Here is a 26,113-nt window from a genome sequence, read left to right as displayed (position 1 = left end):
ATTAATCGGCTTATATAAATGAGTTTAAACAGCTGGTAAAGTTATAAATATTTATGTTTTACCTAATAAGGCGCTACCCGGCGGGTAAAAGCCTGCTCCAAAAAAAATCCCCAAGGCGCTTGCGCACCCCGGGGAAACCTCTAAACCTAATAAAAAACCAATTATTATTTTACACTGATAGCGAAACCACCGCCCGGTGCCACAGCCTGTTTAAGCACTGTTTTTGAGGTCACCTTCATTTTGCGGATGGTATAGCTTTGCGGATTCTTATCGTAGCTTGCATCTTTACCATCGGCGTAAATGATAGCTTCGTAAGTTTTTCCTTTTGGCAGATAATCAAATTTAACAACGGCGGTGCGGGCATTCTCGTCAGTAACGCTGCCCACAAACCACTCATTTTTGCCTTTTGCCTTACGGGCAATGGTAATATAGTCGCCAGGCTCGGCTTCTAACACATACGATTCATCCCAATCAACCGCGACATCCTTAATAAACTGGAAGGCATCATAAAACTTGTTATAAGTTTCGGGGAGGTCGGCCGCCATTTGCAGCGGACTATACATGGTTACATACAGCGCCAACTGCTTGGTAAGCGTAGTATGTACAAATGAGTTGTTATCCGGATTGTATGCGTTGATCTTGGTTTGGAAGATACCCGGTGTATAATCCATCGGCCCACCAATCAATCTGGTAAATGGCAAAATAGTAGTATGATCCGGGTTGTTACCACCGAATGATTCGTACTCGGTACCACGTGCAGCCTCATTGCCTATCAGGTTAGGGTAAGTACGCGCCAAACCTGTAGGCCTGATAGCCTCGTGGGCATTTACCATAATTTTATAATCGGCAGCCTTAGTAATAGCATACAGATAATGATTAACCAGCCATTGGCCGTAATGGTGCTCTCCACGCGGAATGATCTGCCCTACATAACCGCTTTTAACAGCGTTGTAACCATTTTCAACCATGAATTTATATGCAGTATCTAAATGGCGTTCGTAGTTACGTACCGAGCCTGATGTTTCGTGGTGCATAATTATCTTTACACCTTTTGATTCGGCATAACGATGCAGCTCCTTTACATCAAAATCAGGGTATGGGGTCACAAAATCGAACACGTAATCTTTGGTTTTGCCAAACCAATCTTCCCAACCCTGGTTCCAGCCTTCAACCAATACCGCGTCGATACCGTTTTTGGCAGCAAAGTCAATATATTCCTTAACGTGTTGTGTGTTGGCACCGTGCTTACCGTTAGGCTTGGTTTTGCTGTAATCGGTAACACCAAGCTGCACATTCTCCAGATCGGTATAAGCCCAGGTGCTTTTGCCGGTGATCATTTCCCACCATACACCTACGTATTTTATGGGCTTTATCCACGATACATCTTTGAATTTGGTCGGCTCGTTCAGGTTATAAACCAGTTTCGACATCAGGATATCACCTGCCTTATCGCTCACAATAACAGTACGCCAAGGGGTTTGGGTTGGCGCCTGCATATAGCCTTTATCGCCAATAGCATCAGGGGTAAGGAATGATTCGAGCACGAAGTTCTTGTCATCCAGGTTTAACGACATGCACGAGTAATCAACCAACGCCGCCTCGTGTATATTGATGTACAAACCATCCTTGCTTTTCATCATCAGCGGAGTTTGTAATCCGGTTGGCGAGAAAGTGGTTTGCGAAACGTTTGGCGTAACGGCAGCCTTCATTTTACCACGAACTTCAGACAGGTTTGAAGTTACCGTGCTGTATTCCTGCGTATCAAAATCGCCGGGCAGCCAAAACGCTTTATGATCACCGGCAAGGGCAAATTGTGTATGCTCCTCTTTGATGATAAAATAATTCAGATTTTTTTGTGATGGGAACTCATAACGGAAACCCAGGCCATCATTGAACAAACGGAAACGGATGCGAATAAAACGATCCTTCTCGGCTTTTTGGGTAAGCGTTACCAGCAACTCGTTATAGTTGTTGCGGATGTTTTTTTGCTCGCCCCAAACCGGTTGCCAGGTTTCGTCGAACGTGTTTTTTTGAGTATCGGTAATGGTAAAGCCGTTCAAAAATGAGGGAACATCCTTTGTTTCGATACCCAGTTTACTGGTTTTAATAACATCCTTCTTTTTATAAGTAAGGCTGTATGTAGGCACGCCGTTGTCCTTCAGCTCAAAGTTGAGCACAAGATTTTTGTCGGGCGACGTGATCTGCTGGGCATCTACAGAAAATATACCTGCACACAATAACAACATCAATAATAAATAACTACGCATAGCGGAAATGGTTTATAAGTAAATACTGGTTGATGGCAAATTTTGTAAAGTATTTGCCCGTGTGCATGTTTTTTAATCAAAATTTAAATGCAATACAAAATCAAAACATTATAAATCAATTACTTAAACAATTAAACACATACATAAATCATGTAATTTTTTAAACTGATTTACCCTGTTTTAGCGGTTATAAAATACCATGAGCAGTGTTGAGCAGTGCCGAAACAAAATGTTTGAACAACATTTGCGTTAATTGTTTGTATTTTGATGGCCGCACCATCCGCACGCCGTAAGCTCCCGTATATGTTAAATGAAATGGAAAATGTAATTCTGGTTGACAGTAACGATAACGAAACCGGTGTTATGGAAAAAATGGAGGCGCACCATAAAGGCGTACTTCACCGCGCTTTTTCGGTTATACTGTTTAACAGCAAGGGCGAGCTGCTGTTGCAAAAACGCGCTGATGGCAAATATCACTCGGCGGGCTTATGGTCAAACACCTGTTGCAGTCACCCGCGGCCGGGCGAAGGCAATTTGCAGGCTGCCGAGAGGCGCTTAATGGAAGAAATGGGCATTACCTGCCCGCTTACCGAGGCCTTTACGTTTACCTATCAGGCCGATCTGGGTGATGGCCTGCACGAACATGAATTTGATCATGTATTCATCGGTAACTACTCAGCAAAACCTGATGTAAACCCTGATGAAGTAGCCGACCATATATACATGGCTCCCGAAATGATAGCCCACGACCTTGACGAACACCCCGAAGAATATACTTACTGGTTTAAGATATTGTATGAGGAATTGTGCGCGAGGGGGTACATTGGTGTGGATGCCTGATGGTTTACCCCTCCCTGCCCTCCCGGGGGAGGGAATCAGAGCATGGCCGCTTATCTAAATTTCTCCTTCGCGTTTGCGGATGAACCATTCGGCAGATACTAATAATAGTATGATGGCGAATACCCACTTTACATCTACCAGTTCGTTGTAACGCTTATCCTCGTAAACTACCGTTTTTACGTTTTCATTTTGTTTGATGAGGTCGGCCAGTTTGGCTATATCATTTGGCATCAGCATAGCGCCGCCGCTTTGTTGGGCTATGTCACGCAATAGTTGGTGGTCGGCTACGGTTTGGCGGGCTTCGGCATCTATTGGCTTAATGGTGAATTTGCCCGATGCGCTGTATGCCTTACTCCCCAGCTTTACCGAGGCTGAATAACTATACTCCGCAGGTGGCAAGGTACCGGCATTAAGTGTATAGGCCTGCCCCGACCGGCTGAACAGAAAGCTAAAATTGCGTCCCTTTTCATCCTTTATGCTGATGCGGGCATCGGGGGTGTTCACCTGTTCCAGGGCATCATTATATAGTTCGGCGTTGATCAGCGCATCTTCGCCCTCATCAAAAACTGTTTTGGCCGGGTATACCCTGAACTGCTGCCTGTCGGCATTGGCGGTGAGGTATTGCACGCTTTGGCTCATCAGCTCGTTAATGGCGTTGTTGTTCTCAAATGCGGCGTATTCGGCCAGCTTCCATCGCCATAAACCCTCGCCGGCAAGTACGGCGGTGCGCCTGCCCCCCTGCGCGGCAAATGCCAGTAAGGGGTATGATGTGCTTACATTACCTATCCTTTGCTTAAATAGTATACCTGCGGCCGATGTTGTGCTATACGTACCGAACGGCGCTAACAACGGCGGCATCTTACCAATCTTTTGCCTTGTAGAATCACTCAATGTAAACGCCGAGAAGCCATCAGCCGGTTGAGCGAACACCTCCTGCATCTCACTGCGTCCTGCTGATATAGTGACAATTTTCTGGCTATTGTTAAAAGCTGCTATATCTGCCTGAGCGCCTACCGTGTACCATACGGGCAGGTTGACATTGGCAACAAAACGCTGTAAGCCCGGTGCCGATGCCGGTAACTGGAACAATATCAGCAAACCATAATCAGCAGGTTTTATATTGGCCAGCTCGTTAAGCAAGGCCGTTTTAACCTCGTAATTACGGTTGAGCTCGATGGCGTTTTTAATGACCGCTATATCCGGGTGCACATTTTGATACACCAGCAATATTTTTTGGCGGTCATCCAGCACATCTATGTAAAAGGTTTCGCTGTTGTTTACGGTAGTTACTTCGTTGCTTAATGGCGTAATTGTCGCTATAAATTTATGCAGCCCTTTTTTACCTGCGTTGAGCTTAACCGGCACCATTTGCCTAAAGGTATTGCCCTTTATTGGTATGGGCTTACTGTAAACCTGCTTGCCATCATCAGTAATATTGAGGCGCATGGTTTCGCCGTTACTTTGGTAGGCCGTGGCAAGTATCTCCACCTCAAAATCGTTCCCTAAAAAGGCGGTTTTGTTATAATTGATGTTGCTGATGAGCAGGTCGCGGCGATGTGTGGTATCGCCCTGGGCAATGGTATAAAAACCTGCCTTAATGTTACGGGCTTCGTATCGGGGGTCGGCACCACGGTTATAAATACCATCTGATGCCAGTACCACCGCGCCTATGTTGCGGTTCACAAATCGGTCGTTCAGTTGTTTAAGGGCGGAGGCAATATCTGTTTGTCGCCCGTTAAAGTTGAATGCCAGGCTATTATGCAAGCGGCTATCGAAGTGAAACTGCTGCACATCATAATCATCACCCAGTTGCTGTTTTAATTGCCCTAATGATGCTGAGATATTTTTACCCGACGGCTTTACCGAGCTTGAATTATCCTGCATTACCAACACCAATGGCCTCTCGGGCTTATAACTCACCGACCGCACCAACGGCGAAAGCAACAAGAAAGCGATAAATGCCACCGCCAGCGCCCTAAGCGTGAACAATATATACCGGTAAGTTTTATGGATATTTACCGGCTGCCTGTACAATACCCAGGCGTACAGCAAACCAGCCAGCACACATACCGGCAGCCACCAGCCCGAAACATCACCCCAGGTTATTGAAAACAAAAACAGCATACTTGATAACCAAATATGCTGTTTTTTTATTGTTGTTGCTTATATATCTAAACAAATCCAGGTTTCTTTTTGGATAATGCCGTACTCTTTAATTTAATTAGAAAAAAGTATTTTCATACCGCAAAGAAAGGAAACACATCATGTTAATAGCAAGGATTATTGGGGTTGTACTTATACTTTCCATGTGCTCAACAGTTAATGCACAGAAAGTTAATTACACACCATTCTTTACTATGATAGGTAGGAATTTCAAGGTGTCGGACAGTGTTAAAAATAATTGTAACTGGCAATACGCTGTAGTTTTAGTTAAAACTAATTTGAAGGGGAAAATTACAAGTTCAAGTGTAGTAAATGATAACGCACCTAATGAAATGAAGACAGCGTTTTCGTTCTTGAACAATTATACCTTCCCAACTAATTATAAATTTTCGAATAAGCAAATTGCGTTTTATTACTCTATAAGTAATCCACAGGTTTGCATTCCAAAAGATTCTGATATTAAAATTTTGCCGGAAGAAGCGATAAGTAAGGTATTGGCTGATTATCATCGTATAAAACAGCAATACCCCCATGCTGTAATTATTCCTGAAATAAGGTCCCAAGGCTATTATCCGAAGGAAATAGATTAAAAAAAAACCTGGATCAAATTAATGTTCCAGGGCTTTCATTTATTAATCGGAATAAAAAATGCTGTTTAGAGCATACCACCATCAACCGCTATAACCTGGCCGGTGATGTAGGCTGCCATTTCTGAAGCCAGGAATACACAGGTATTGGCCACGTCTTCAGTTTCGCCGGCACGTTTAAGGGGGATACCCGCTGTCCAGCCTTCAACTACTTTCGGGTCGAGCACGTCGGTCATTTCGGTACGGATAAAGCCCGGCGCTACCACGTTGGTACGTATACCGCGTGAGCCCAGCTCCTTAGCTACCGACTTTGAGAAACCTATAATACCTGCCTTTGAAGCCGCATAGTTGGCCTGACCGGCATTACCCTGCACACCCACTACCGAACTCATGTTGATGAACGCGCCCTTGCGGTTCTTCATCATAATTTTTGAGGCGGCTTTGGTTACGTTGAATATTGATTTCAGGTTTACGTTAAGCACCTCGTCCCATTGCTCCTCGGTCATGCGCATAAGCAAACCATCTTTGGTGATACCGGCGTTGTTAACCACAACATCAATAGTACCAAAATCGGTAACGATATCATTGATCAGCTTTTCGGCTTCATCAAATTTAGAGGCATCGCTGCGGTAACCTTTAACCTGGGTACCAAAAGCCTGCAATTCCTGCTCAAGTGCCTGTCCTTTTTCTACAGATGATAAATAAGTGAAAGCCACTTTAGCGCCATGCTCGGCAAATTTTTCGGCTATTTTACGACCTATACCTTTTGAAGCGCCTGTAACCAGGGCAACTTTTCCTTCTAATAGTTTCATTATTTCAGTGTTGAATATGAGGCTGTGAAGGTAAGAAAATAGTCGGAAAGTCAGAAAAGTCCGTAAGTCGGAAAGACGGGAAGTAGAATTTTGCTCGTAAAGTCCGGAAGAAGCTTATTGTACTTTCGGACTTGCGGACTTTCCGACTTACGGGCTTCTCCTACTCCTAAAAACTTTCGGACTTCACCATCTCCCTGTACTCCTGCTGTATTTCCAACAGGCATTTGGCGCATAGGCAGCCGTCGTAGTTTTCGCTGATGTATTGGGTTTCGTTAAGGGTGAGCTGTACGGTATTGCACTGGCATTTGGTGTATGAGTTGGCCTTGCATTCAAAAGCCGCGTTGCAGCGTTCGCACCGTATTATCTCATGTTTTGAATGCATATCCTTAGCCTCATATTAACACTCCCTAAAAGCTATAGGTAAGTGTGGCCGCCGCCGCTACCGATCTTTGCGAGCTAAAGCCCTCGCCACCGGTACGTGTATTTACGCTGCCTTTCGTAAAGATATTATATTTTCCTTCAATTCCGATGCTGAAGCCATTGCTTATGCCTACGTCTAAACCCAGCTTTGGGGCTATATAAGCAAACTGATCGGTATAAGTACCTGTGTAATTGACATCTGTACTCTTAACCTCAATACTATAGCTTGATGACATGTTACCTAAATTTACACCGCCATAACATTTAAAGTTATCGCTAAGGCCAATGTTGTACACCGCGCTGGCATACAAACCGGTAAAGCGATTGTTGCTCAGTTTTATGCTTTGGGTATACATGCTTTCTTCGCCCATTACGTACTCGGAGTATAGGCTATCCGCGGCCGGTTTATACGAGTGGCGACTAAAGGTGATACCGAAAGTAAAGCCTTTATAATGCCTGAGTACACTGATGCCCACAAGCGGCGCGCCTTTATATAATGTACCCAGATCACCTTTTGGCGAATCAAAACCTCCTTGTAATGATACGCCCCATTGCGCATCCTCACCACCGAAACCGCCACCGCCGCTATAAGCTGCCGCGTCGCCCTCGTAATTCAAAGCCCGGTTTGAGCGCCTTTGCGCATTGGCCGTATTAAAAAAGAATGATAGAATTAAAACAACAATGATGTTTAAAGAAAGAAAAGAAGATCGGGTGTTCATTTTAGTGATAAGGTTATCAGGCTTAAATGTAATAACATAACCAAATACCACCTAAAAAACTATGCACAAATTCGCAAAAATAAACCTTGGGTTAAATGAATATACGGCCTGGTAAAACCATATTTCCGGCAACGTTAACTTAAAAGTGATAGGTGACTATTAATGATGTAGCTACCGAGTTGAACAGCTTGCCACCCGCGGTATCGGTAAGGTAATCGTACCCGGTTATGTACACATTGTACTTGGCCTCAACGCCTATACCAATACGGCTGCTGGTGAGGTAGGTAAAGCCTGCCTTTGGGGCAAAGTAAAAGTTAGCATTGTTAACCTCGCAGTTGCAATAATCGTCAACATTATAAATATCCTCAAACCGTTTTAGCCAGCCACCCAGGTTAAGGCCGCCATAAACTTTAAAGTTAGGGGTTATCAGCTTATCGTAAGCGCCGCCAAAGTAAAAGCCTAAAACAACAAACCTGTCATCAACCATACCTTTGGCATTGCTTTTTACGGGGTAAGCATGGTGGTTCAGGTTAAAGTTCAGTGTAAAATTGTCTATCTTTTTATATAAGCCGATGCCGTAGGTTGGCGTTACCCTGTAATTCTGGCTCAAGGCTCCTGCCGGGAAATCGTACCCAAACTGCCCGCCTATGGCCCAGCCTTTGCCCTGGTTAAAACCGCCATAGCTTTCATCGGGCACGTACTCAATAAGCGGATTTTGTGCCCTGGCAATGGTGCTGCAAAATAATATGGCCAATAAATATAAAAGCGATCTGAGCAGGTAAAGGTTGTTCATTATATCATCAAGGGGTAAAAGTTGAATATATGGTTTATTACTCAAACAGACGCAAAAAGCGCCGTACCGTTTAACCAGCACAACGCTTTTATTTGTCAAAACCAAACTTACAGGCGGCAACCAATGCCTATACCTATCAGCCACGGCCTTATCTTAACATCGGCAGGTATGTTGCGCAAGGTTGGCTCAAGGCCCGGGTTATTGGCTGGTGTAAGGTTTGAGGCATCAACGGTAACATCGGTATTCAGGAATATTTTTTTAACATCCACATTTAAAAACCATTTTTTATTCAGGTCGATATCCACCCCTAACTGCCCGACAAAGGCGAAGCTGTTTTTATAGTCAATACCTTTAACGGTCGATCCTTCATCGGCAGCATAAAATATGGTATAGTTGGCACCGGCACCTACGTATGGCCTGATGATGCTGCCCGTTGGCACATGGTATTGCAGGGTAAGTGTTGGCGGTAACAGCCATACCTTGCCCAGATCAACATCGGCACTGGCAGGGCCACCTATGGCAGTCAGATCTGATGAAGTTGTTTTTACCTTATGCCGGGTGGTACCCAATATCAGCTCGGCCGAAAAATTATTGGCGAAGTAATAGGTAAAGTCCAATTCAGGAATAAAGCTTTTGCTGATATCCACACCACCGCCTATTACGCCAATGGTGGCCTTTTCCTGCGGGATAACGCCTACTCCGCGCAGGCGAATATTCCACTCCCCTTTTTGCTGGGCAAAGCTATTGAATGAGGTGATGAGTAAAATTGCGGCAAATAGTAATCGTAAATTTTTCATAATACATTTAAGTTGATTGTTGCCTCAAATGTATCGGCTGCCGCCGGGGCGGGGCATGATGGCGGGCACGGCCGGAGGTGATACTCATCATGCTAAAAAATGCCCTTAAACAAAAAAAGCGGGGACGCATTCCAAAACGCCCCACGCTTTTTAGTAAAACTATTAAACTGACACTTTAATAGCTACAGGATCATGATTATGCCGAGCAGGTTACGCAGCCCTCCTCCATTGAGCAGCTTGGGCCTGCCGGTATCTCATCTGCTACCTGGGCAACGTGATCCGGAATAACCGGCTCCATGTTTTTACCGCCCTGGTTTTCAACCGTAAACTTAACCGCTTGCGATGCCGCCTGTGTACGCAGGTAGTACATACCTGTTTTAAGGCCTTTCTTCCATGCGTAAAAGTGCATTGAAGTAAGTTTTGAGGCATTTGGCGAGTTAATGAACAGGTTAAGCGATTGCGACTGGCATACGTAGGCGCCCCTGTCGGCAGCCATATCAATAATATTACGCATTTTAATTTCCCATACGGTTTTGTACAGTTCCTTAACATCGGCAGGTATTTCAGGTATATCCTGAATTGAGCCGTTAGCGCTGATGATCTTATCCTTCATGCCGGTGTTCCACAGGCCAAGCTCAACCAGGTCACGCAGTAAGTGTTTGTTCACTACAATAAACTCACCGCTTAATACACGACGGGTGTAGATGTTTGAGGTATATGGCTCAAAGCACTCGTTATTACCCAATATTTGCGAGGTTGACGCGGTAGGCATTGGCGCTACCAGCAGCGAGTTACGCACACCGTGGTTCATTACATCAAGGCGCAGGTTTTCCCAATCCCAACGGCCGCTCTCCGGAGTTACACCCCACAGATCGAACTGAAATTTACCTTGCGATAGTGGTGAACCTTTAAAGGTTTCGTAAGCGCCTTCCTGTATAGCCAGATCTTTTGAAGCCGTCATTGAGGCAAAGTAGATGGTTTCAAATATCTCTTTGTTCAGTTGCTTGGCAGCTTCACTTTCAAACGGCATGCGCAGTTGTATAAATGTATCGGCCAAACCTTGTACACCTAAACCAATAGGGCGGTGACGCAGGTTTGAGTTACGGGCCTCATCAACCGGGTAATAGTTATGGTCGATAATGCGGTTCAGGTTCAAGGTAACCTGGTAAGTAACTTCGTATAATTTCTCGTGATCGAACACGCCGTTATTGATGTAACGTGGTAACGCCAGCGATGCCAGGTTACAAACCGCTACCTCATCAGCCGAGGTGTACTCCATGATCTCGGTACACAGGTTCGAGCTTTTTATAGTACCCAGGTTTTGCTGGTTTGATTTTGCATTGGCGGCATCCTTGTACAACAGGTATGGTGTACCGGTTTCAACCTGAGAATCTAACACCGCGAACCAAAGCTCTTGCGCTTTAATGGTTTTACGGGCACGACCTTCTTTTTCGTATTTAGTATATAAGGCTTCAAACTCCTCGCCAAAGCAATCGGCCAGGCCCGGTGCTTCGTGCGGACAGAACAGGCTCCAGTCCTCATTAGCCTCAACGCGTTTCATGAACAGGTCTGATATCCAAAGGGCATAGAACAGATCGCGGGCGCGCATTTCTTCCTTACCGTGATTTTTACGCAGATCAAGAAATTCAAATACATCCGCATGCCAAGGCTCCAGGTAAATAGCGAAAGCGCCTTTACGCTTGCCTCCACCCTGATCAACGTAACGGGCAGTATCATTAAACACCCTCAGCATCGGGATGATACCGTTGCTGGTACCGTTAGTACCGCTGATGTATGAACCTGTTGCACGTACGTTATGTATGCTCAAACCTATACCACCCGCGCTTTGCGAAATTTTGGCGGTTTGTTTCAGCGTATCGTAAATACCATCGATGCTGTCATCTTTCATGGTCAGCAAAAAGCACGATGACATTTGTGGTTTTGGTGTACCTGCGTTGAACAATGTAGGTGTAGCGTGGGTGAACCAACGCTCGCTCATCAGGTTATAAGTTTTTATAACGCTGTCGATATCGTTTTTGTGGATACCTACCGATACACGCATAAACAGGTGTTGCGGGCGCTCAACTATCTTACCATCTATTTTTAACAGGTACGATTTTTCTAAGGTTTTAAAACCGAAGTAATCAAAACCAAAGTCGCGATCGTAAATGATGGTACTGTCAAGTACTTCGGCATTTTCTTTGATCACTTCCCAAACATCATCAGCAATAAGTGAAGCGTTTTTACCATTCTTGCTATCTACATACTCATGCAGCATGCGCATAGTTTCGCTGAATGATTTTACCGTGTTTTTATGCAGGTTTGATACCGCTATACGCGATGCCAGCAAAGCATAATCAGGGTGCTTGGTGGTTAATGACGCAGCGGTTTCGGCAGCCAGGTTATCCAACTCCGACGTGGTAACGCCATCATACAAACCCTCAATTACCTTTTTAGCAACATCAATCGGGTCAACCAGTTGAAACCCGTAGCACAGTTTTTCGATACGTGCTGTTATCTTATCAAATTTTACCGACTCTCTGCGGCCATCTCTTTTTATTACAAACATACTGCGTGCCCCCTAACCCCCTAAAGGGGGAATTTTTAAGTGAGTGTATTACTTTATGAATTAATTATCTTTTTTGCTCCTCCCCTTCAGGGGAGGCCGGGTGGGGCTGTTAAAAGTCCTCATCCAGCGAGAACGATTTGCTATCGGGTACGTTGTTTAGTACGCCGCTTTTTTGGTAGTCGCCTACGCGCTTTTCAAAAAAGTTGGTTTTACCCTGCAAGCTTATCATCTCCATAAAATCAAACGGATTGGTAGCATTGTAATGCTTATCGTAACCCAGCTCCTGCAACCATCTGTCGGCCACAAACTCAATGTACTGGCTCATCAGTTTAGCGTTCATACCTATCAGGTTAACCGGTAAGGCATCGCTTACAAATTCCTTTTCTATTTCAACAGCATCGGTAATAATGCTGGTAGCTTCTTCTTTGCTTAGTTTGTTATTTAACATGCTGTAAAGCAAGCAGGCAAACTCACAATGCATACCTTCGTCGCGTGATATCAACTCGTTGCTGAATGTCAAACCCGGCATCAGGCCACGTTTTTTAAGCCAGAACAGTGAACAAAAGCTACCAGAAAAGAAGATACCCTCAACCGCGGCGAAAGCGACAAGGCGCTGCGCGAAGGTGCCGTTCTCTATCCATTTAAGTGCCCATTCAGCTTTTTTGCCAACACATGGTACGGTATCAATGGCGTGGAAAAGGCGATCTTTTTCAACCGGATCTTTAACGTAAGTATCAATCAGCAGGGCATACGTTTCGGAGTGTATGTTCTCCATCATTATCTGGAAACCATAAAAGCAACGTGCCTCGGGTACCTGTACTTCGCTCATAAAGTTTACGGCCAGGTTCTCGTTCACAATACCATCGCTGGCAGCAAAAAACGCCAGTATGTGCGATATAAAATGCTTCTCGCCGGCGTTCAACGTTTCCCAGTGCTTCAGGTCGTCGCTAAGGTCAATTTCCTCAGCCGTCCAAAAGCTGGCTTCGTGCTTTTTGTACATTTCCCAGATCTTGGGGTAGTTAATGGGGAGGATCACAAAGCGGTCTTTGTTCTCTCTCAGCAATACTTCATCATTTTCCTGTTTCATAAGCGCCTCGTCAGTTAAATTAGTTTTTATGTTGTTGCAGCGGGAGCTGACAAAAGACGAGGGCGCAACAGGCAAGCGCGCTATGGCGCCGGCAGGCAGGCTACTTCTTTTGGCAAAACCCTATGCGTGAAAGTTTTGTCAATACCGTAAGGCAGGTGTCTGGCTTCGTTCTGGTTTGTTGGTCATTGGTCAGCAGTCATTGGTGAGATTACTGTCCTCAACAACAAATCAAGTCAACCATCTGACCACCAAAACTTTACAGTTGCAGCGTCAGCCCATGAATTTAACATGGTTCCCTTTTAATACCGGCTTTAAAACCGGCAACCTTTACAGTGTTTACAAAGAACTATTTGGTGCTTTCAAAGATAGGCGACGAGGGATTTACGGAGGTAATGATAGTTTTTAACATCGGGGGTAAGTTATAAACAACAACCTACTTTTTTTTACCAACGCCTGATACACGGGTGGCATTATCCTTAACAAAAGTACCCCAGCCGGAGTACGATTTTTTTGAGCCTGATGACGACGAACCGCCGCCAACATTACGCTGAAAAGCATGACAAACGGCTACGGCCAGTCCGTCGGTAGCATCCAAAAAATCGGGCGTTTCGGTAAAGTTCAGCAGGCGCTGTATCATACCGGCAACCTGCTCTTTGGTGGCGTTGCCATTGCCGGTTATGGATTGTTTTATTTTACGGGGAGCATACTCGGTAATATCAACATTGCGTGATAAGGCGGCGGCCATAGCCATGCCTTGTGCCCTGCCCAGTTTAAGCATTACCTGTATGTTTTTACCATAAAAAGGCGCCTCAATAGCCAGGCAATCGGGGTGATAATTATCAATAAGGGCTACGGTTTTTTCAAAAATGCGTTGCAGCTTGAGCATGTGATCATCAAGGTTACCCATTTTTACCACGCCCAGGCTGATCAGCTCGAGCTTTGAGCCGGTTTGTTTTACCAGCCCGTAACCCATTACGGCGGTACCCGGGTCAATACCTAAAATTATACGCTCCTGTGTGTTGATGCTCTGCATGTATAAATGCGAAGGTAACAGATTATTGCCGCAGTGCCGCCATATAATCATCACGAGATATCATGCCCGCGCCCATACTTTCCAAATGTTCGGTATAAACCTGGCAGTCTATTAAGCTGTATTTACCTGTTTGGCAGAGGGTAATGAGCGCTGTTTTGGAGGCGTTACTTACTTTGCTGAACATGCTTTCACCGCAAAATACTTTGCCAACCTCCACACCATACAGGCCGCCAACCAACACATCATCCTGCCAAACTTCAACCGAATGGGCTTTGCCAAGTTGATTAAGATTGATGTAGGCCACTATCATATCGTCGGTTATCCAGGTGCCATCCTGCCCTTCACGCTTAATGAGCGAGCAGGCTTGTATAACATCAGCAAAGGCGGTGTTAAATGTCACCCTAAACTTACCCGAACGTAGTACCTGCCGCATGCTTTTTGATATGATAACCGTTGCCGGGTTCAACACAAAACGCTCATGTGGCGAGTACCACAATATGGGTGTATCATCGCTATACCAGGGGAATATGCCGCTGCTGTAGGCCAGCATCAACCGTTCGGGCGACAGATCGCCGCCAACGGCCAACAGACCATCCTCCTCGGCAAGTGCCGGGTCCGGAAACAGCAAACGTTCATCAAGCCTGAATATCATTGGCGCAAAGTTAAGCCTTGCGCTTTATAACCAGCTTTTTGTTTTGCGCTTTAGCCACATCATCCATGTACTTCTGCATTTCGGTATATTTTGCAGCAGGGATAATATGGTTATTCAAATTAAACTTAGCCGTACTTACTACCTGGTTCTTGGCGGCATCATACACGTAATTCAGCGTATAATCGCCATAAGTAAACTTAAGGGTTTGGTTGGCGGGCATATTCTCTACCTCAAAACCATCAGGCAGGGTAATGGTGGTAACACAGTTTTTTTGCAGCGGATGATCAAAGTAAAAATCGGTTTTACGCTTTTCTGTGACCGGACAAGTGTAAGTCCACAGATCAAAAGCCGCGGGTTTATAAAACTGCCTTGAACCAGCTATTACATCGCTAAACTTATCGTACTCCATCTCAAGTTCCAGACTTTTTATACCGGCCTTGTCATCACCGTTTTTAATATTGAATACTGCCGGCTGTTTCATTTTCATGGAACGTACTAATGCCTCCTTCTGATCATCAAATGACATACGTGCCAGGCCTATCAGCATATCGCGGTATTCACCGGTATTTTGCAGCTTAACAGTTGATACAGCGCTACCATCAGCCTTAAGCTGAATATTTACACTACTATTAAATACGTTAACATCGGCTTTGCTTTTGGGCGTATTAACCAATTTCCCTCCGATTTCGGTTATTAATAATGCATTCCTGTTTTCAGTAAAAGTACCCAAAGAACCGAACGGATTAGTATTACTTGTACACTCCAGCCAGGTTGTATCATTTTTAAAAGGGATGCACAGTATAACATGATTAAATGGATCTGTAGGAAAATCCACATCAGCAGGCTCGCCATTTTCGCCGCCATAAACCATTGTATAGTACGATGAAATATTTACGGCCTTAAGCATAGCATACATATAGTTTGATAAAGCCTTGCAATCACCGTACTTTTTTTGATCAACAAATGTTGCAGGGAAGGGCTTTAACCCGCCTATACCTAATGCGATGCTTACATATCGCATATTTTGCTGCATGTATTCGTATAAAAACTTAGCCTTCTCTTTATCCGTTTTAATATTGGCCGTCATTTTCCTTATTTCTTCGGCACGTGCAGGTGGCAGAGTACAAACATCAGTATTTACCTTTAGCTGCCACTTACCATAATTTTGCCATGTATCGATCTCGCCGTCAATATCATCGTACGAAAACTGGTTTGCAGCCATCAACACCTTAGGGGTTACTAACCATGATGGGGCATCATCCTCCGGCTTTGTTGCTTTCAAGCTATTAACCACCCAGGTGTACTTGTCTATTCCGTTTTCGGTGGTTTTTACAGGCTTAATATTGATATGTTTGTTTTTGTACCTAAAACCAACAACCGGATTTACGTAAGCCCTGAATTCAGCATGCTGCACAGCCACTTCTGGATGTTGTATATACCAATCCCCCAGATCAAGATAACTATTGGCATTTGTTTCATGACTGATCTCTACAGTTACAGGATAATTTATAATGTCGTGCTTTAATGCAAGTATGCGATGATCGGTTATGATAGACATACCGTCAACTGCCGCGCGGTCATACATGTCACTTTTACGATATTTTTTGATCACCTTGCCGTCAGCATCATACACGATCATTGACGCGCTGTTAACGCTTCTGAATTTTTTATCATAGTATAATACCAATAACGACTCATCATCGCCCTTTTCATTCAATATGGTAGTAATTTTATGTATCCTGTTTACCATACTCCCCCTGGCCTTTACATACATTTCTGTAACTGAATAACGAACTACGGCATTAGCATCAGTTTTAAGTGAATCAGGTATAGTTGAAGCCTTATATAATTCGGGGGCTAATTTTTGCGCAAAAACAGGTATGCCGCTTGCAAGCAGCATACCTGATAAAAACAATTTCTTGAACATGGGTACTAAAAGAAGATTATGATTTTTTTAGAACGATCTGCTCGTTCATCATCTCGTACATCTGGCGGCTAAACTCCCTGAAATCGGCATAATCCTCTTTAAAATAGGTGGTTTTTTGCCTGTCGATAACGTAACGTACTGATATAACATCGTTGCTTGCATTAACAATACGTTTAAAATTAACACCATTATCAGGCAAGGTAAGACTTACGCTTTTTGGCAACGTTTCGGTCTTAAAGCCAGCCGGAATTTTATACATACCGGTAAAGCTTACATTATCGCGGTAGCCGTAATCAATATCGGTATAACGGTTTTCGCTGATGAACGGGTTGGTATTCATCATGGTTAACACGTTAGGGTTAAAATAGATGAAGTTACCGTCAGACCCGGTAAGCTCCAGATCAAAGTTGATGCTTTGTATCAATGGCAGGGTATCAACATCCATATTCTCGAACTTTACTGAGGATATTTTAAGGTTGTTATCCTTATTTTTCAGATACTCGATAAACTTGGTTTCGCCATCGGTTTTATATTTGGCGGTACGGCTTATCTTGTTGTAACCGTAGCTGCTCACCTGGTTAGTACCAATCATTTTGCCTTCAGGTTTTATCTCTACATTTACGTAGTATGATTGCCTTACAGGCTCCGTGTTTTGTAAAAAGATAACATCGTAGTTTTTGTTCTCTTTATCAATATACAAACCGGCCGAGTTAAGCAGGTTATCAGGCACGTGGTTGTAAAGGTTATATTTATTGGTAGCATCCAACACGTAATGTCGGGTGGTATCAATAGGAATATAAACTACGGCACGGTTAAACTGATGCGTATTGGGGTTGAACGGATTTACACGCCCATTATCGCGCGTGCTAACCACCATTGGGTAAGCGTTAACACCTGCTTGTTTAAGTAAATGATACAATATCAGGTTTACTTCGGCTGAGTTACCGGTTTTCTTTTCCCAGGCCTTTACGGTACCTTCGTTAGTATACCACTGGTCAACATCGTTCCATTTCATGGTTTTTTTAACCTCGTTAAATACGTAGGCTATTTTTTGCTCGTCGGTTTTAAGTTCTTTAGCTTTAGCTATGATCACTTCTTCGCCTTGCAGCTTACGTTTTAACTGCTTACCGAAATCCTCATCCTCAGCCAAGTATCCACCTACCTTTGGCCAGGTATCAGCACCCGACCTAACAAAGCCACCAGTAGGGCGTATGGTGGTAAGCACAAACGACAGGCTTTGCAGGTTATCCACATCCGAGCGCATGTAAGGCTCCTCGGGCAACGAGTGTATATTTTCCATACCACGCACATCAATATTGTTATTAAATGCTAAGGCATTGGTACCACCACCTATGGTTTGCGATTCGGTTGTATTGGTATTAACCGTAAACATACGCGGCACCCTAACCGATGGTTTAAAGTAAAAATACTCAGGTATGGCAGTACGTATCTGGCTGTAACGTACCGGTATTTTACCCTGAAAATACCAGTGTGGCATATACAGGTATGAGTTTGATACCCAACGATATTTAAACTCGATAACTGAACCAGGCTTTACATTTGGTAATGAAAACACCAATGCCGAGCGCGATTTATCGATAGCCTCGGTAAATATCTGTTTCTTATCAATTTTAGTGATTTCGGGTTTACCGTTCACTATGTTTATGGTTTGCGCTTGCAGATCAGTGATATATTCTAAACGGCCGCCACTGTAATATTCAATACGTATATCGGCATTCTTTTTACCGTTATCATTAAATATCTTGATGCGTTTGTGGCGTTCGTTAACAATGTTAAAATCGTTATCAAAATAAACATCGGCCTTGTCAAAAAGTACTTCGGCGTTGGCATCGGGCTCAAACTCGCATTTTTTTAGTTCGAGGTCGGCCATATCAATTTTACCGAAGGCTTTTAAATAGGTGGCCGCAGGAGATATTGCTTTTTGGGCAGTTGCTGACAAGCTTAGCGCGCCCACAACTAAACTTAGGAAAAGCTTTTTCATGTGTCAGGATTAGGGGTTGTTATTAATTTAAATGGTTACTTACTACTTTTTTATTTATGATTTTTTTAATACAATTTGCTCATTCAACAGCTCATACATCTGCCGGTTAAACTCACGCAGATCAGGATATTCTTGTTTGTAAAACCGGTTCTTGGCATAATCAATGGCGTAACGCACGGCTATGGTTTCGCCATCAATGTGTATCATCCGCCTGAATATTATGCTTTTGTCGGGCATTATAATGCTCTGGCTTTTAGGTAAAGCTTCGGGCTTGAACCCAGCCGGAATTTTAAATACACCGGCAAAAAAAATATTATCGCGGTAGCTAAATTCAATATCGGTAAACCGGTTCTCGCTTATAAAAGGGTTGTTTTGTATTGATGTGAGAATATTGGGTTTAAAATAGATATACTTATCGTCCGCATTGTCCGGCTCCAGTTCAAAATTAATATTCTGCACCAAGGGCAGTGTATCCACATCCATATTCTCAAAACTGATAGATGATATTTTGAGATGATTATTTTGATTGCGCAAAAACTCAATAAACTTAGCCTCGCCAACGGTTTTATATATACCTGTGTAAGCAATTTTATTGTACGCGAAACTACTGATCTGGCTTATGCCGGTTAGCTTGCCATCGGGCTTTATCTCGGCATTCAGATAATAAGCCTGTTTTACCGGTTCGGTATGTTGCAAAAAAACCAGCTTATAATCTTTGGTATCCCTGTCAATATAGAAACCTGATGAATTAAGCAGGTTATCAGGCACCTCGTTATACAGGTTGTACTTATTGGTAGCATCAAGCACGTAGTACCTGGCTGTATCAATAGGTATATACACCACAGTCCTGTTAAACTGATGCAAGTTTGGCGTATACGGATTAATGCGCCCGTTTAAACGGGTACTGACCAGCATGGGGTAGGCCTTAACCCCGGCCTGTTTTAACAGGTGAAAAAGTATAAGGTTAACCTCGGCTGAATTGCCTGATTTTTTAACCCACGCTTTTACAGTGCCCTCGCTGGTATACCAACGGTCAACCTCGTTCCATTTAATGGCATTTTTAACCGAGTTGAACAGGAAAGCTATTTTTTGCTCATCTGTTTTATACACTTTTACTTTGGCAATAATATCCTCCTCACCGGGTATCTTCCTCTTAAACTGTTTACCAAAATCTTCTTCTTCAACTAAATAATCGCATATTTTTGGCCACGAATCTGCCGATGATGTTATCAATCCACTTGTCTTGCGAATGGTTTGCAGGGTAAATTCTATGCGTTGCAAATTATCTGCTTCGGAGCGCATAAAAGGCTCGTCAGACAACGAGTGAACATTGATCATGCCGCGTAACTCGGTTTCATCTTTCTTTTTCTCTATATCATAAGGTTTTGAAAGCTGAATGTTGGGCCTGTAAATGTACCTGTCGGGAATTGTAGTGGTTAACTGGGTGTACCGTACAGGTATTTTGCTCTGAATTATCCAATCAGGAAAGTTGCGGATAGACCAGGTTGTCCAACGGTATTTAAATTCAATTACTGATCCTTCCCTAACATTGGGCAAACTGAATACAATTGCCGAGCGCATTTTATCAATACTTTGGGTAAATATCTGCTTTTTATCAAGCACGGTAATTTCGGGTTTACCGTTAACCAGGTTAATGGTTTGCGCTTGTATATGATCAATAATTTCTAACTGGTTAGCGCTGTAATATTCAATGCGTATATCGGCATGTTTTTTACCGTTGGTGTTAAATATTTTAACGCGCTTATGCCGCTCGTTTATAATATCGTAGTAATTACCAAAATAAATATTGGCTACATCAAAAAGCACCTCGGCATTGGCATCCGGCTCAAAGTCACAGCTTTTCAGCTCCAGGTCGGCAGCATCAATTTTTCCGTAAGGTTTAATGTAATTTTCGGGTAAGGGGGCCTTATTTTGCGCTACGGCAAGCAGGCATAACGCCACAAAAAACAAACTTGCGTAAAGTTTTTTCATGTGCTAAGGTTTCGGGCTTTATTGCTATCAAATAGTTTAAGGCGGAAAATTACGAATAATTTATGATTAAGAAATATTTGTACAAAAAATTTTTATTCTGAAAGCCAAACATTTAACTTGCGGTAAATAACTCAAATTTAAATCTTATAACTTACACCAAATGGAACCAACGTCACCATTCGGCCAAACGCCGGGTATCAGACCAAAAAACTGGCTGGTCGAATCAATTTTAGTAACTATCTTTTGCTGTATTCCTTTTGGAATTGTTGCCATTGTAAATGCAGCTTCTGTAAACAACCGTTTTGATGTAGGTGATTATGTTGGAGCTGAAAATGCCTCAAAACAAGCTGGTAAATGGACTAAGATTACGTTTTGGATTGGAATAGGCTTTTGGGTAATATATTTTATCCTTTTTGCATTAGGTATTGGTGGAGCCTTGCTAAGCAGACCATAATTTGTGGCTCAAGTAACAACATCAAATAAAATAATTACAGCCATAACAATTACACTTGTTATGGCTGTAGCTTTTATATACTATTTTTTTGATCCGCTAAGGTTCAATATATTTCCTAAATGCCCGTTTTACATGCTAACGGGTTTTGATTGCCCGGGTTGCGGCTCGCAGCGGGCTTTACATGCTTTGCTGCATGGTGATTTATTGCAGGCTTGCAATTATAATCTGTTACTGGTTTTAAGCTTGCCGCTACTTTTTGTTCATCTTTTGTACAAAGCTAACTCACTGTTAACCGGCAAGCCTAAACAATGGCAATTACTGTATTACCCTAAAACGCCGGTAGTAATATTTGCCCTAACTGCATTATTTTGGATTTTGCGCAATATAGATGCAGTGCCTTTTAGCTATTTGTCAGCTGCGCATTAACGGTAACTATGTGCGTGTAATCCTTAACAATGGTTTGTAAAAACAGCAAGTCATTCATTGTTTCGGGTGGTGTGATACCTAAATATCCCTTCATTTTTTCGGCCATATTATATACCAGTGTGGTATTGCCGGTTTTAAAGTAGGCCTGTATCACCTCGTTCACCAAGGCAACATCGCGGTCGGTTAGTTGGGTGGCTTCTTTAAAAACAGGCTCGTAGGTATCAACCGTAGGTGTAAAAACCAACTGCTCAATGGTGGTGCGCGGCTTGGTACGTATCAGTGTAGTACCCGCAACCATATCGCCTACACGCTGTACATTTTTGGTAACTGCGGCGGCTATTAAACCGATTATACCGGTTATCATAAAATCAACAATACGAAACAACCAGCGCAACAGGTATTGCCCAAAGCTGGGGCGTTTGCCATCAAGGCTGATCACCCTGATTTTCATGATGCGTTTGCCCAGGCTTTGGCCATTAAAAAAAACTTCGCATATCAAATCGTAAAAAACGAATATGACGTACAGGCCAATAAAATAGTACATCATCAGGTCGCTTTGCGTAGCGCCGGTTGCAATTAATCCGGCAACGCCAAGCGCTATAAAAATCCCATAATCAATCATACGGGCCAGCACACGATCGCCTACTCCGGCTATCTCATAATCTATCCCTACATTTTGCGTGGTGTGAATGGTAACGGTTTGCATGCCCTAAAAATAATAGAATGTTGCGGTTTTTCTTGCAGATTAATTAATTATAGGTATTTTAAACACCAAATTCCTGAAACTTATAACATGCGTGAGGCCCTGTTCATAAAACAAAATACGGAGCGCTGGAAACAGTACGAACTCAACAAGACCAAAGATCCTGATGAGCTGGCCGACAGCTTTATAAGTATTACTGATGACCTGGCTTACGCCAAAACATTCTATCCAAATTCAAAAACAACGCAGTACCTAAACGGGCTTGCATCGGGCTTTCATCAATCCATTTATCGTAACAAAAAGGAGAAAACCAACCGTTTTGTAACGTTTTGGCAAACCGAATTGCCTGTGCTGTTTTACACCTACAGGCGGCCAATGCTGTTTTCGTTAGCCTTCTTTTTGGTATTTACGCTGATAGGCATGCTATCGGCCATGTACGATGATACCTTTGTGCGCCTTATTTTAGGCAACAACTATGTTAACATGACTAATGATAACATTGCCAAAGGTGACCCTTTCGGGGTGTATAAGGTTGAAAGTTCATCGCTTATGTTTATCTATATAGCCATCAATAATATATATGTAGAGTTGCGCATGTATGTGCTGGGTATACTATTTTCGTTAGGCACCATATATAACCTGATGCTTAACGGTATAATGCTGGGCTCGTTTCAATACTACTTTTTTAGCAAGGGTTTAGGCATACAATCGGTATTGGTTATATGGATACATGGCACGCTCGAAATATCGGCACTGGTGTTAGCCGGTTCGGCCGGGTTGGTTATGGGCAATAGTTTGCTGTTCCCAAAAACGTATAGCCGCCTGGTATCGCTAAAACGCGGCGCGGTTGATGGGCTTAAGATAGCCATTGGCATTGTGCCCATATTTATAGTGGCCGCCTTTTTAGAGGGCTTTGTTACCCGCCATACCGAAATGCCTGTGGCGGCCAGCGTAGCCATACTGGCTACATCGCTTGCCTTTATTATTTGGTACGTTATTTTATACCCTGCAAGGGTTAACCATAAGCTTAATTTGTTACAACCCCATATTGATGAAACCTCATTTTGAACTACGCCGTGTGCGCGATTTTGGAGAAAACATTAGCGACTCCTTTACCTTTTTTAAAGATCACTTTAAAGCATTAATGAAACCGCTGCTGGTTATTTGCGGCTTTTTTATACTGATTAACACTATTGCCTATGCCAACATGCAAACCGCTGCTATTGATAACGCGGTTGATACCATGAATGGCCAGACCACGCCCGACAATGTATTCAGTGTACAAAACAGATTAACCAGCCAATTTTTAGGTATGGGGATATTTTATGTATGCTTTACCTTTTTTGTGCTCAGCATATTTTTGGTTACCTATAGCTATGTAGCCATTTATAATGATAAAACCGATGGCGAAAAACCCACCCTGCTTGAGGTTTGGGGATACTTTAAATACTACTTTTTTCGTGCGCTTGGCGGTAGTATAGTTATTACCCTGCTTACCATAGCAGGTATGTTTTTATGTTTGATACCGGGCATTTACCTAAGTGTGGTATTCAGCTTGTTTTTGCCCATAATGGTTATGGAAAATGGCTCATTCAGCCATGCGTTCAACAAATGCTTTCAGCTTATTAAAAGCAACTGGTGGATAACGTTCGGCATCATAATCGTTGTATCTATAATGCTATCAATTGCCGGGGCTATTGTTAGCTTGCCTGTTTCGGGGCTTATGCTATCAAAAATGTTCTTAAAGATGGATCTGCCTACATTCCCTATATTGTTATTCTTCAGTCTGCTGGTTAGTATTTTCTACCTGGCATACTCATTAATGGCTATTTCCATATCATTATGCTACTTTAGCTACGAGGAACAAAAGGAAGGTACCGGCATCCTGAACCGTATCAATAACCTTGGCGAAAAAGGCCCCGATACTGCCCATCAGCCCGAAGAAGAATATTAAGATGCAGATTAAAGCGCTGGCATATTGGCTGTTTGGCCTGTTAATGTTTGTTTCGGTTTTCGCTTACGCGGATAAGGGCAAAAAAAAGCCCGCCGTGCTGGCGCGCGATAGTTCGGCCGTGCAGGTAAGGCAGTTCAGCGAAGATGCCATCAGCACCTATAGCCAAAGCGAGGATTTTTTATATGTAGATACCGCTAAGGATCAGGAACTATCCATTTGGGACCTGATCATTGCCTGGCTATTCCAAATGCTGGCTGCCGAAATTGGCCGCTCGCCTGTGTTTTTGGTAATAATAAAATACCTTGTACTGGGGCTTATAGGCGCCGGTGCTATTTATGTTATACTTAAGGCCGTGGGTATTGATGTTGGCATGTTTTTACGCAAGGGCGCTAAAAAAACAGCATTGCCTTATGTTGAATCGCTGGAAAACATCCACGAGATAGATTTTGATGATGAGCTGAATGATGCCGTGAGCAACCGCAACTACAGGTTGGCCGTGCGCTTACTCTACCTAAAATGCCTTAAGCAGCTTAGCGACCGCGGCCTGATACAATGGCAAATAGACAAGACCAACAAAGCCTATTATTACGAGCTTAGCCAAAAAAACCAGCGCGATGCCTTTGGCTCGTTAACCCGCCGTTTTGAATATGTATGGTATGGCAACTTTACTATTGACGAGCAGGCGTTTAACGATATTGACCAATTGTTCAACAAATTCAGGGAGCAGTTGTAAATGAGGAGCCTCAAAATATACCTTATTGTTGCCGGGTTGCTGCTTATCGGGTATGCTGTATTGCAATACAAACAACCCAAACCTACCGATTGGACGGCTACCTACATTGATAAGCATACCAAACCCTTTGGCACCTATATCGCTTTTAACAGGTTAAAGGATATTTTTCCGGGTAGCAGGGTAAGCCCGCGAAGGCAAACACCTTTCGAGGTGCTGACTGATGATGATTATAAAAGATCGGCCTACGTAATTGTAGCCAGCCATATCGCTCCATCTAAAGAGGATTATCAAGCCATGCTCAGCTTTACCCGCAATGGTAATGATATATTCATAGCTGCCGAATCATTCGGTACCATATTTCAGGATAGCCTTAAGGTTAGCGCGGCCAGTGTGTTCGGCATGGTCGACCCGTCAGAATACATTAGTTTTGTAAGCCCCAAACTGGATAACGAGCGCCAGTATCATGTTGATAAGGGCACCATCAGCAATTACTTTGAAACGATTGACAGTACCCGCGCCATACTGCTTGGGCAAAACAATAAAGGCGAGGCCAACTTTGTAAAATATAAAATTGGCAAAGGCAACTTATATCTGCTGGCCAATCCTAAAATACTCACCAATTACAGTTTGTTAAAAACCCAGGGCGCGCAATACTCGGCCACGGCATTATCATACCTTGGCAAACCGCAGCTTATTTTTTGGGATGAGTTTTACACCCAGGGCATAGCCGGTACCGACTCGCCTATGCGGTTTATATTAGATAACGACTCGCTGCGTGCGGCATGGTATATAGCGTTATTCGGTATGCTGGTGTTTGTTATTTATGGGGTAAAGCGCCGCCAGCGTGCCATACCTGTTATTAGTCCGCTGGCTAACGCCACAGTTGATTTTGTGACCACCGTAGGGCAGGTATATTATGAGCGCCGCAACAACGTCGATATCGCACATAAAAAGTCGATATACTTTTTAACATCGCTGCGCGAGCGGTATAATATAAAAACCAACAAGCTCGACCCTGAATTTGTGGCCTCGCTTACCAAACGCTCGGGTGTGGATGCAGCTTACATACGCATGATGACAGACTATATTGGCTATGTTTTTAACCAAACCGAGATCAGCGATGCCGAGCTGATAGAACTGAACCGATTGATAGAAAAATTTTATACCTTATCAGGACATTAAG

Annotated in this window: 23 protein-coding genes and 1 riboswitch; of the genes, 8 read left to right on the top strand and 15 right to left on the bottom strand. The window is 43.4% G+C overall.

Annotated features, from left to right (window positions below; genetic code table 11):
* Window positions 1–164: 164 nt before the first annotated feature.
* A complete protein-coding gene (locus IM792_RS19920; protein ID WP_194103672.1) occupies window positions 165–2,267 on the bottom strand; it encodes a glycoside hydrolase family 97 protein in 2,103 nt (700 codons plus the stop codon).
* Between the two features lie 315 nt (window positions 2,268–2,582).
* On the opposite strand from IM792_RS19920, the gene idi reads away from it, so the two are divergent.
* Window positions 2,583–3,107, top strand: coding sequence for an isopentenyl-diphosphate Delta-isomerase (gene idi, locus IM792_RS19915; RefSeq protein WP_255521548.1), 525 nt, complete (start codon window positions 2,583–2,585; stop codon window positions 3,105–3,107).
* A 54-nt stretch (window positions 3,108–3,161) separates the two neighbouring features.
* Here the strand turns inward: idi and IM792_RS19910 are convergent, their stop codons facing one another.
* Window positions 3,162–5,231 (bottom strand): hypothetical protein, encoded by a 2,070-nt coding sequence (locus IM792_RS19910; RefSeq protein WP_194103671.1) that lies wholly within the window; start codon window positions 5,229–5,231, stop codon window positions 3,162–3,164.
* A 140-nt stretch (window positions 5,232–5,371) separates the two neighbouring features.
* Here IM792_RS19910 and IM792_RS19905 point away from each other — a divergent pair, with 140 nt between their 5' ends.
* The gene (locus tag IM792_RS19905) at window positions 5,372–5,860 is read left to right on the top strand and encodes a hypothetical protein (protein ID WP_194103670.1); all 489 of its coding nucleotides are present in this window, start codon (window positions 5,372–5,374) and stop codon (window positions 5,858–5,860) included.
* Window positions 5,861–5,925: 65 nt separating this feature from the next.
* On the opposite strand, the gene fabG is transcribed toward IM792_RS19905, so the two are convergent.
* From fabG to IM792_RS19845, 12 genes are all read right to left on the bottom strand, one after another.
* Complete coding sequence (fabG, locus tag IM792_RS19900) at window positions 5,926–6,669, bottom strand: 3-oxoacyl-[acyl-carrier-protein] reductase (RefSeq protein ID WP_194103669.1); 744 nt, start codon at window positions 6,667–6,669, stop codon at window positions 5,926–5,928.
* A 166-nt stretch (window positions 6,670–6,835) separates the two neighbouring features.
* On the bottom strand, window positions 6,836–7,051 hold the full coding sequence (locus IM792_RS19895) for a cysteine-rich CWC family protein (RefSeq protein ID WP_194103668.1): 216 nt from the start codon (window positions 7,049–7,051) through the stop codon (window positions 6,836–6,838).
* 25 nt (window positions 7,052–7,076) lie between these two features.
* The gene (locus tag IM792_RS19890) at window positions 7,077–7,808 is read right to left on the bottom strand and encodes a hypothetical protein (protein WP_194103667.1); all 732 of its coding nucleotides are present in this window, start codon (window positions 7,806–7,808) and stop codon (window positions 7,077–7,079) included.
* Between the two features lie 139 nt (window positions 7,809–7,947).
* Window positions 7,948–8,601, bottom strand: coding sequence for a hypothetical protein (locus tag IM792_RS19885; RefSeq protein ID WP_194103666.1), 654 nt, complete (start codon window positions 8,599–8,601; stop codon window positions 7,948–7,950).
* 107 nt (window positions 8,602–8,708) lie between these two features.
* Complete coding sequence (locus tag IM792_RS19880; protein ID WP_194103665.1) at window positions 8,709–9,398, bottom strand: OmpW family outer membrane protein; 690 nt, start codon at window positions 9,396–9,398, stop codon at window positions 8,709–8,711.
* A 196-nt stretch (window positions 9,399–9,594) separates the two neighbouring features.
* On the bottom strand, window positions 9,595–11,967 hold the full coding sequence (locus IM792_RS19875) for a ribonucleoside-diphosphate reductase subunit alpha (RefSeq protein ID WP_194103664.1): 2,373 nt from the start codon (window positions 11,965–11,967) through the stop codon (window positions 9,595–9,597).
* Window positions 11,968–12,076: 109 nt separating this feature from the next.
* Window positions 12,077–13,054, bottom strand: a complete 978-nt coding sequence (locus tag IM792_RS19870) for a ribonucleoside-diphosphate reductase small subunit (RefSeq protein ID WP_194103663.1) — start codon at window positions 13,052–13,054, stop codon at window positions 12,077–12,079.
* 132 nt (window positions 13,055–13,186) lie between these two features.
* Window positions 13,187–13,398: riboswitch (cobalamin riboswitch) on the bottom strand.
* An 89-nt stretch (window positions 13,399–13,487) separates the two neighbouring features.
* Window positions 13,488–14,087, bottom strand: coding sequence for a crossover junction endodeoxyribonuclease RuvC (gene ruvC / locus IM792_RS19865; protein WP_194103662.1), 600 nt, complete (start codon window positions 14,085–14,087; stop codon window positions 13,488–13,490).
* A gap of 22 nt (window positions 14,088–14,109) precedes the next feature.
* Window positions 14,110–14,739 carry a leucyl/phenylalanyl-tRNA--protein transferase gene (gene aat, locus IM792_RS19860; RefSeq protein ID WP_194103661.1) on the bottom strand — a complete coding sequence of 210 codons (630 nt, stop codon included), beginning with the start codon at window positions 14,737–14,739 and terminating at the stop codon, window positions 14,110–14,112.
* 10 nt (window positions 14,740–14,749) lie between these two features.
* Window positions 14,750–16,666: a DUF3857 domain-containing transglutaminase family protein gene (locus IM792_RS19855; RefSeq protein WP_194103660.1), complete on the bottom strand. Its 1,917-nt coding sequence runs from the start codon at window positions 16,664–16,666 to the stop codon at window positions 14,750–14,752.
* 16 nt (window positions 16,667–16,682) lie between these two features.
* A complete protein-coding gene (locus tag IM792_RS19850) occupies window positions 16,683–18,668 on the bottom strand; it encodes a DUF3857 domain-containing protein (protein WP_194103659.1) in 1,986 nt (661 codons plus the stop codon).
* A 54-nt stretch (window positions 18,669–18,722) separates the two neighbouring features.
* Window positions 18,723–20,660: a DUF3857 domain-containing protein gene (locus IM792_RS19845; RefSeq protein WP_194103658.1), complete on the bottom strand. Its 1,938-nt coding sequence runs from the start codon at window positions 20,658–20,660 to the stop codon at window positions 18,723–18,725.
* A 160-nt stretch (window positions 20,661–20,820) separates the two neighbouring features.
* Between IM792_RS19845 and IM792_RS19840 the strand changes: the two genes are divergently transcribed.
* Together IM792_RS19840 and IM792_RS19835 are read left to right on the top strand one after the other, a co-directional pair.
* Window positions 20,821–21,114 carry a CD225/dispanin family protein gene (locus IM792_RS19840; RefSeq protein WP_194103657.1) on the top strand — a complete coding sequence of 98 codons (294 nt, stop codon included), beginning with the start codon at window positions 20,821–20,823 and terminating at the stop codon, window positions 21,112–21,114.
* A 60-nt stretch (window positions 21,115–21,174) separates the two neighbouring features.
* A complete protein-coding gene (locus IM792_RS19835; protein ID WP_194103656.1) occupies window positions 21,175–21,540 on the top strand; it encodes a DUF2752 domain-containing protein in 366 nt (121 codons plus the stop codon).
* On the opposite strand, the gene IM792_RS19830 is transcribed toward IM792_RS19835, so the two are convergent.
* Window positions 21,515–22,246 (bottom strand): RDD family protein, encoded by a 732-nt coding sequence (locus IM792_RS19830; protein WP_194103655.1) that lies wholly within the window; start codon window positions 22,244–22,246, stop codon window positions 21,515–21,517. The two genes, IM792_RS19835 and IM792_RS19830, sit on opposite strands and share 26 nt — an antisense overlap.
* Window positions 22,247–22,333: 87 nt before the next feature.
* Here IM792_RS19830 and IM792_RS19825 point away from each other — a divergent pair, with 87 nt between their 5' ends.
* The 4 genes from IM792_RS19825 to IM792_RS19810 are packed head-to-tail and all read left to right on the top strand — an operon-like array spanning window position 22,334 to window position 26,112.
* Window positions 22,334–23,311, top strand: a complete 978-nt coding sequence (locus IM792_RS19825) for a stage II sporulation protein M (protein WP_194103654.1) — start codon at window positions 22,334–22,336, stop codon at window positions 23,309–23,311.
* Window positions 23,295–24,197 carry a glycerophosphoryl diester phosphodiesterase membrane domain-containing protein gene (locus tag IM792_RS19820; RefSeq protein ID WP_194103653.1) on the top strand — a complete coding sequence of 301 codons (903 nt, stop codon included), beginning with the start codon at window positions 23,295–23,297 and terminating at the stop codon, window positions 24,195–24,197. Before IM792_RS19825 ends, IM792_RS19820 begins: the two co-directional genes overlap by 17 nt.
* Complete coding sequence (locus tag IM792_RS19815; protein ID WP_194103652.1) at window positions 24,148–24,930, top strand: DUF4129 domain-containing protein; 783 nt, start codon at window positions 24,148–24,150, stop codon at window positions 24,928–24,930. The genes IM792_RS19820 and IM792_RS19815 overlap by 50 nt, the downstream gene beginning before the upstream one ends.
* A complete protein-coding gene (locus IM792_RS19810; RefSeq protein ID WP_194103651.1) occupies window positions 24,931–26,112 on the top strand; it encodes a DUF4350 domain-containing protein in 1,182 nt (393 codons plus the stop codon).
* Window position 26,113 lies beyond the last annotated feature (1 nt).

This window comes from Mucilaginibacter sp. JRF (assembly GCF_015223065.1).
Taxonomy (GTDB): domain Bacteria; phylum Bacteroidota; class Bacteroidia; order Sphingobacteriales; family Sphingobacteriaceae; genus Mucilaginibacter.
This window is presented reverse-complemented; position numbering and strand designations above follow the sequence as displayed.